This window comes from Alistipes sp. (genome assembly GCF_048465635.1).
Classification (GTDB): domain Bacteria; phylum Bacteroidota; class Bacteroidia; order Bacteroidales; family Rikenellaceae; genus Alistipes.
Window position 1 is genome coordinate 1 of record NZ_DBFWLF010000012.1, and the last position, 6,826, is coordinate 6,826.

Here is a 6,826-nt window from a genome sequence, read left to right on the forward strand (position 1 = left end):
AATGGTTTGGGCAGATAATCTTCCGCGCCCAGCTTCATGGCTCGCACGGCAGACAAGACTTCGGCGTGCTGCGTCATGATGACAAACGGAATGCGGTAGCGGTTTTCATTCATCCATTCTAATATTCCGATACCGTCACCGTCGGGCAGACGCATATCCGAGAGGATGATGTCGGCGTCCGTGGCGGCTATCGTTTTACGTGCTTGGGCTACCGAGCAAACGCATTCCACCCGCATCCGTTTTCGCTCCAGCCAATTCCGTAGCACCCGGCAAAGAACGAGGTCGTCTTCAATGATCAGAATCTTACCCATAGCCCTCCTTTCTGCGCTGTGCCTGTTCGGTCAGACGCTTTCCTGTGTCAAGAACTTTACTAACAGCATTGCGAACCGCTTCGTCCATACTGTCGGAAACGGATAACGCTTTACGGAGGTCTTGCAAGGGCGCATCTATCCGTAACACCTCCCACAATGGCAAAAGCTGGTGTGTAAGGGCGGCTATGCTTTCACGATCTTCCCGATCCAATGCGTCGGCAAGAGCTGCCATACTTTTTCCGGTTTCCTGCATTACCAAAGCGAGCATTTCCCCATCGTTCCGTTCTCCGGAAAATAACCCGCTGAACTCCGCTATGTAAAGCGGCTCTTCCATCCGCTTCACGATACATTGCCGCACGGTGGCGAACAATTCTGCACGGGAAAACGGTTTATAAAGGCATCCTGCAAATCCGGCACGAAGAAACTCTTTGGTGTTGCGCTCCGCACGGGCGGTCATAGCCACAACGGGAATCATTTTCCCCGCCGCAATATTGGACGTGCGCAACAACTCCAGCAACCCGAATCCATTTACGTCGGGCATCATAATATCGGTCAGCACCATATCGTACCGTTGCGTGCGCAGGCACTCCATCAATTCCCGTGCGCTGCGACAACCCTCGGCATGAATCTGACAACGCGAGAACATCTCCACCGTCATGGCCAGCAGTACGGCGTCGTTATCCACTACAACCACACGCAGGTCGGCGGGCAGGGCGTCCGGTTCGGTCGGTTGCGGGTGCAGGCTTTCTTCATCGTACACCGGAAGCGGCAGGCGCACGGTGAACGTCGTTCCCGTTCCGGGGTGGCTTTGAACTTCTAATCGTCCTTTCAACAGTTCGACCAATGCCAGCGTGATCGAAAGCCCCAAACCGAAACCCTCCTCCGTTTCGGCATTGCCAAGCCGCTCAAAAGGGCCGAAAATACGTTTTGTTTGTTCCTCCGTCATCCCGGTTCCTGTATCCTCCACGCGGAGGAGTAATTCACTACTTCGATACTCCAGAAGCAGGCGGATATACCCCGTGCGGGTGAATTTTAAGGCGTTGGACAGAAGATTACCTGCGATTTGCAGAATCCGTCCCCGATCACCTGCCACGATTACATCCTCTCCGTCGTAGCGGGTAGTAAGTTCCAATTGTTTTTTAGCTGCCAGCGGAGCGTATTCCGCAGCCAGCGCATCGGCGAGACTTTTCAAACGAAACGGCGTATTCTCTGCTTGTTCCTTACCCATTTCTAAACGGTCATAATGCAGCAATGTATTCAGCAGCGATAACATTCTGTGGGAGGATTGCAGGATTGCTTCGCTATAACGTTGTCGATTTTCCTTTCTCCGTTCGTTGGGCAGCAATTCTGCATAACCGTTGATTGCCGCGAGTGGCGCACGCAGATCATGGCTCACCGTAAGCATCATGTTCTTGCGACTGGCGAGTAATTCTTCATTTCGTTTATTGCTTTTCTCCAGACGAATGCGATTACGATGTCTTTCTTGAATATCCCTGTGAAGCAATATATAAAATACAATAGCGAGCAATAGGGCGACAATACTTAATACCGAAACAGTCATAACCGCTCGTTTACGCCCGAACAATTCCCGTTCTATTATCTTTTCCCGGATACCACGGTCTGCCATACCGAAATCCGTAAGCAAGCGATTGATCTGTTGGTTCAGATAGGCGTTTCGGATGGTAAGACTATCGACATGGGAGAGTAGCAGCATCGTTTTAGCAGTATGTGTTTGGGCTATTTCGCCCGCCATACTATACAGGGTTCCAGCCTGACGTTTTTGGACATTTCGTAGAATCGTTTCATTCTCCTGCTCGGTCTGTTCGCGTAATTTTTTCTTATTGCGGAATAAACCCTTAATGCCACTTATTTGTTTACGTCCTTTCTCTATATTCTCTTGCAGGCGTCCGGAAAGGTCTTCGCTCTGATATTTCGCTTTGCGGATAACATCAGGAATACGGTTTTGAACAACATCATAGCCTTCGCGTAACTCTCGTATATCTTGTAGGATAGCTATCAAATGTTCTTCTTTAGCTTTTAGCAGATATAGGACGCTGTCAATCCGGTTACATTGTTGGGGAGCGTTCAGTCGCAGCCGTAATGCTTTGAGCAAATTTGCTACTGAATCCCGTTTGTTGCGATATTCCTCTACATCCTTTTTCCGCCAACCAACTAATTGTTCGCCCTGAAACGATAAATCTAATAACCGGATAACAATCTGTTCAGTTTGACGACGTTGTTCGGATATTTCTCTTGTTTCTTTATCCAGCTCAATCAGATTATTATTCTCTTTATAAATGCGGAGTAGCACAAATAAAAAAACAGTAATGAGCAGACAATAGCCCATTACTATTTTTAATCTTATTGAGTATAAAGAACTTTTATTCATCTTAAGTGATGTATTATACTACTCCCGATTAATTCGTTAGCAACATCCACAAGATGATTCATTATCCTTGTTGGATTCATTTTTTGTTTTACTCTCGTCTTCACCCATCTTTTCCGGAGAAAGTTGATTCGCCTCCTCAAATTCCTCAATAATAGAGTTTCCACACGAACAACTGCATGTTTTAGGCGAGAACAACGATGCCCAAAAACCTTTCTTTTCTTTTTTCTCTTCCATAAAATTGTAAATTATAATAAAACATTAAACAAATAACCGGAAACCACGGCTGTAATAAATATCACGGCCACAATCATAGCCACAAGTTTCTTCTTGAATATACTTGCCAGCATGGACATCTCCGGTATCGCCATTCCTGCGCCGCCGATAACCAAAGCAATCACGGCTCCGATGCTCATTCCTTTCCCCATCAGGGCCACACCGATCGGAATTGCTGTTTCTGCCCGTATATAAAGCGGAACCCCCAATATAGCGGCTACCGGAACGGCAAACGGATTATCCGGCCCGGCAATTTTCATCACAAAATCCTGCGGCATATAACCGTAAATACCCGCTCCGAGAGCAACGCCGATAAGCAAATAAACCATGATAGGCCGCAAACTTCCCCATGCACTCTGAAAAGCAAGTTTCAGCTTTCGGGCAAAAGGCAATGACCTCTTATCCAATTGTTCACCAGAACAACACAAAGAACTGCTTTTCAGGCGCACATTCTTCACATACTTTTGCGCTCCGATCTTTTCCAGCACATAACCGAAAACCACCGAGCAAAGAAAAGCCATCACAAAATAGATGATCATAGCTTTTACTCCCACCATAGCCCCCAGCATACCGATAATAATCGGGTTTAGTAACGGCGAAGCAATCAGAAACGACATCGTAGAACCGAAAGGCACTCCCGCATTTAGAAATCCTACCGTCATCGGAATAGTAGAACAGGCACAGAAAGGTGTCAAAGCACCGAATCCCGCTGCAATCACATTACCGAAAATGCCTGCACCGGATAGCTTCTTCCGTATCTTCTCTTCCGGAATATACATCAGGATAATCTCAACCGCAGCACTGATCAGCATAAAGAGTGCTATCAGCTCAACCGTGATAAATACAAAATACTCTAAAGTTTCAATTAACGTATTCATACCAATTTAATTACAATTACTTTCACAACAATTATTTTCCAATTCTTGCGCAGGCATCTCATTAGCCGTTGCGCAACAACTCTCTGCCTTTTCCGAAACAACCGATCCGCAGCAACCCTCCGCAGCAGGCAATACCGCTTCTTGCTGTGCCGGACAACAACTGTCTTCATTTGTCGGCTGCTTCGCACGGTTACCCACCAAAAGAAGAACAAGGATAATTACAGCACCAACCCACAAAAACATTTTTTGAAAACCTCTTGCTCTTGCCTGTTTCTTCAAACTCTTATCAGAAGCATTTTCCTCACAACAACTGCACGACCTCTTTAAATAAACTTGATAAAAGCCGAACAGAAGCGATATAATTGCAAATGCAATAAACCACCCCCGAAATTCGACAAAGAAACTCAACTGCGAGGCTCCGATGCCCAATGCAGCCAATACTCCTGCAAGAATAGGCATACCGCAGCAACTCACTATACCTAAAAACGCAAACACCGAAGATAAAAGACCGGCAATAACCGACCAAATTGTTTTTGTATCACTCATTTTTTCTTTCTTTTGTTATTGTATATCGTATATATACGATGTATGTAAATAAAAAAAATTCAAATAAACAAATCATCAAAATACGATCTTGCCAAATCGTAATTCGCTCTGTTGATACAATACCGGACTTTGGGAGGAGTGATTTCTCCCTCAATCAGCCCGGCATCTTTCAACTCTTTCAAATGCTGCGAAACCGTAGCTTGTGCAATAGGTAATTCCTGTACCAGATCACCGCAATAACAAGCTGTTTGTTTGGCAAGCATCCGCAAAATTGCCACACGCGCCGGATGACTTAATGCTTTGGCAAAACGGGCTACCAATACATCCTTTTCCTCAAAATCACCTGCCTTACTAAATGCCATACTATCTCTGTTTTTAATTCATCGCAAATATACGATGAATCATGTAAACGGCCAAATCTTAAATCCAAATCATTCAAATCTTTCGATAAAAACCGTTAAACAAGGCAGGGTATTATCCTTTACTTAAAATGATTAGATAAATCATCCGCCGACAAATACCCGTTATGCCTGAAATATTCTTTCCCATGCTTATCGAGCAAAACCTGTGCAGGTATCGTCACAATTCCGAAATAATCAACCAATTCCCTATTTTCCTTTCGGCTGACATTTACAAACACGACGTTTACCCAATTGCTGTATTCTTGTTTGATTTCTTCCATGACATATTCCATTTGGCGGCAGGAATGACAACCAACCGAGCCAAATTCGAGAAATGTATAATCATAGCTTTTCTCATTCTTACTATAATCATATTGCTCTGATAGGGTACTTTCAACTGTATTCTTTTCAGTCGTTTCCATTCCTGCCTTCATATTCCGGGACGCATATCGGATCAGATTGCCCCGGAAGAAAAGCAAAGAACAAAACAGCAACAAAATCAGGACGACAGGAATATAACATCTGTATTTTTTCATAATTCGTCATTAGGTTTGCTTAAAATACCGACGTGTATTGTTAGCGATCCTCACCAACATCAGCATCACCGGAACCTCCACTAACACACCGACCACCGTTGCCAAAGCTGCACCGGACTGTAAGCCGAACAGCGAGATTGCAACAGCAACAGCTAACTCGAAAAAATTGCTGGCTCCGATCATTCCCGCAGGTGCAGCCACATCATGCGGGAGCCGCCACCATTTTGCCCAGCCATAAGCCACAAAGAAAATCAATACCGTTTGCAGGACGAGCGGCACAGCGATCAACAGGATATGAAGCGGATTACGGAGAATCGTTTCACCCTGAAACGAAAAGAGAATGATAAGTGTCAGTAACAAGCCGCCAACCGTCAGGTTGTCGAACTTCTTTACAAACACATTATTGAAATAGTCGATACCTTTACGCTTCACTACCCACAAACGGGTAATGACACCCGCACCTAAAGGAATGACTACAAACAGCACCACCGAAAGCAACAACGTATCCCACGGAATCGACACCCCGCCCACACCGAGCAAGAACGCCACAATAGGCGCAAACGCCACAAGAATAATCAGATCGTTCACCGCGACCTGTACCAGCGTATAAGCCGCGTCCCCTTTCGTAAGATAACTCCATACAAACACCATTGCCGTGCAGGGAGCCGCCCCAAGTAATACGGCTCCGGCAAGATACTGATCAGCCAAATCCGCAGGAATCAGATTTTTGAAAATCACGAAGAAAAACAACCATGCGATACCGAACATTGTAAAAGGCTTTATCAGCCAATTCGTTACTCCTGTTATCAAAATACCTTTCGGTCGCCGTCCGACATTCTTCACACTCTGAAAATCCACTTTCAGCATCATCGGATAAATCATAAGCCAGATCAGAATCGCTACCGGAATCGACACATTCGCATATTCCAGCTTGCCAAGCGTTACAGGAACGGCAGGCAGCCATTGCCCAACGGCGATCCCTGCAAGAATACATAGCGCAACCCACAAAGTCAGGTAACGCTCAAAAAAACCAATTCCTTCTTTCTTTTCCATACAATACTGTTTAACACTTTCCTCCGCAGGAGCATTTCGGCAACTCCCGTTTAAGAATTTCCGTAACGTAAAACTCTGCAAATCCCTTTTTGATCTCATCGCGCACACGGCGAAACTCTTCCAGAACAAAATCCGGTGTCCCCGTTACTTCGGAGGGATCATCAAATCCAAGATGCAACCGATGCTTCACACTACCGTTAAACATCGGACAGCCCTCATTCGCTCCTCCGCATACCGTAATGACATAATCCCATTCCTCATTGAGATACCGTTCCACTCCTTTAGGTTTATGCCCGGATATATCTATTCTCACTTCTTGCATAACAGCAACCGCCGTCGGATTCACTTGCCGGGCGGGGTTCGTTCCTGCCGAGTGTACCTCTAAAGAGGCATCGAATGACTGCAAAAAACCATGTGCCATTTGGCTGCGGCAACTGTT

The 6,826-nt window shown here is 45.6% G+C and carries 9 protein-coding genes; all 9 read right to left on the reverse strand.

Annotated elements, in window-relative coordinates:
* Positions 1–311, reverse strand: a 311-nt coding sequence (locus tag ACMO9O_RS04920) for a response regulator (RefSeq protein ID WP_418982561.1), incomplete at its 3' end; no start/stop codon positions are given.
* Entirely contained in the window at positions 304–2,700 is a 2,397-nt protein-coding gene (locus ACMO9O_RS04925) for a hybrid sensor histidine kinase/response regulator (protein ID WP_418982563.1), read from the reverse strand. The genes ACMO9O_RS04925 and ACMO9O_RS04920, both read right to left, overlap by 8 nt.
* A gap of 36 nt (positions 2,701–2,736) precedes the next feature.
* The gene (locus ACMO9O_RS04930; RefSeq protein WP_418982564.1) at positions 2,737–2,934 is read right to left on the reverse strand and encodes a hypothetical protein; all 198 of its coding nucleotides are present in this window, start codon (positions 2,932–2,934) and stop codon (positions 2,737–2,739) included.
* 11 nt (positions 2,935–2,945) lie between these two features.
* Positions 2,946–3,851, reverse strand: coding sequence for a permease (locus tag ACMO9O_RS04935; RefSeq protein WP_418982565.1), 906 nt, complete (start codon positions 3,849–3,851; stop codon positions 2,946–2,948).
* Between the two features lie 6 nt (positions 3,852–3,857).
* Positions 3,858–4,397: a hypothetical protein gene (locus ACMO9O_RS04940; RefSeq protein WP_418982566.1), complete on the reverse strand. Its 540-nt coding sequence runs from the start codon at positions 4,395–4,397 to the stop codon at positions 3,858–3,860.
* A 59-nt stretch (positions 4,398–4,456) separates the two neighbouring features.
* Complete coding sequence (locus ACMO9O_RS04945; RefSeq protein WP_022012149.1) at positions 4,457–4,759, reverse strand: ArsR/SmtB family transcription factor; 303 nt, start codon at positions 4,757–4,759, stop codon at positions 4,457–4,459.
* A 119-nt stretch (positions 4,760–4,878) separates the two neighbouring features.
* Positions 4,879–5,334, reverse strand: coding sequence for a thioredoxin family protein (locus tag ACMO9O_RS04950; protein WP_418982569.1), 456 nt, complete (start codon positions 5,332–5,334; stop codon positions 4,879–4,881).
* 9 nt (positions 5,335–5,343) lie between these two features.
* The gene (gene arsB / locus ACMO9O_RS04955; RefSeq protein ID WP_418982570.1) at positions 5,344–6,387 is read right to left on the reverse strand and encodes an ACR3 family arsenite efflux transporter; all 1,044 of its coding nucleotides are present in this window, start codon (positions 6,385–6,387) and stop codon (positions 5,344–5,346) included.
* Positions 6,388–6,397: 10 nt separating this feature from the next.
* Positions 6,398–6,826: arsenate reductase ArsC (locus ACMO9O_RS04960; protein ID WP_418982571.1), on the reverse strand; the 429-nt coding region annotated here is incomplete at its 5' end.

Excerpts from the sequence above, each read along its gene's own strand:
- ACMO9O_RS04930 (WP_418982564.1), bottom strand. The coding sequence starts at position 2,934 with ATGGAAGAGAAAAAAGAAAAGAAAGGTTTTTGGGCATCGTTGTTCTCG.
- ACMO9O_RS04935 (WP_418982565.1), bottom strand. The coding sequence starts at position 3,851 with ATGAATACGTTAATTGAAACTTTAGAGTATTTTGTATTTATCACGGTT.
- ACMO9O_RS04945 (WP_022012149.1), bottom strand. The coding sequence starts at position 4,759 with ATGGCATTTAGTAAGGCAGGTGATTTTGAGGAAAAGGATGTATTGGTA.
- ACMO9O_RS04925 (WP_418982563.1), bottom strand. The coding sequence starts at position 2,700 with ATGAATAAAAGTTCTTTATACTCAATAAGATTAAAAATAGTAATGGGC.
- arsB (WP_418982570.1), bottom strand. The coding sequence starts at position 6,387 with ATGGAAAAGAAAGAAGGAATTGGTTTTTTTGAGCGTTACCTGACTTTG.
- ACMO9O_RS04940 (WP_418982566.1), bottom strand. The coding sequence starts at position 4,397 with ATGAGTGATACAAAAACAATTTGGTCGGTTATTGCCGGTCTTTTATCT.
- ACMO9O_RS04950 (WP_418982569.1), bottom strand. The coding sequence starts at position 5,334 with ATGAAAAAATACAGATGTTATATTCCTGTCGTCCTGATTTTGTTGCTG.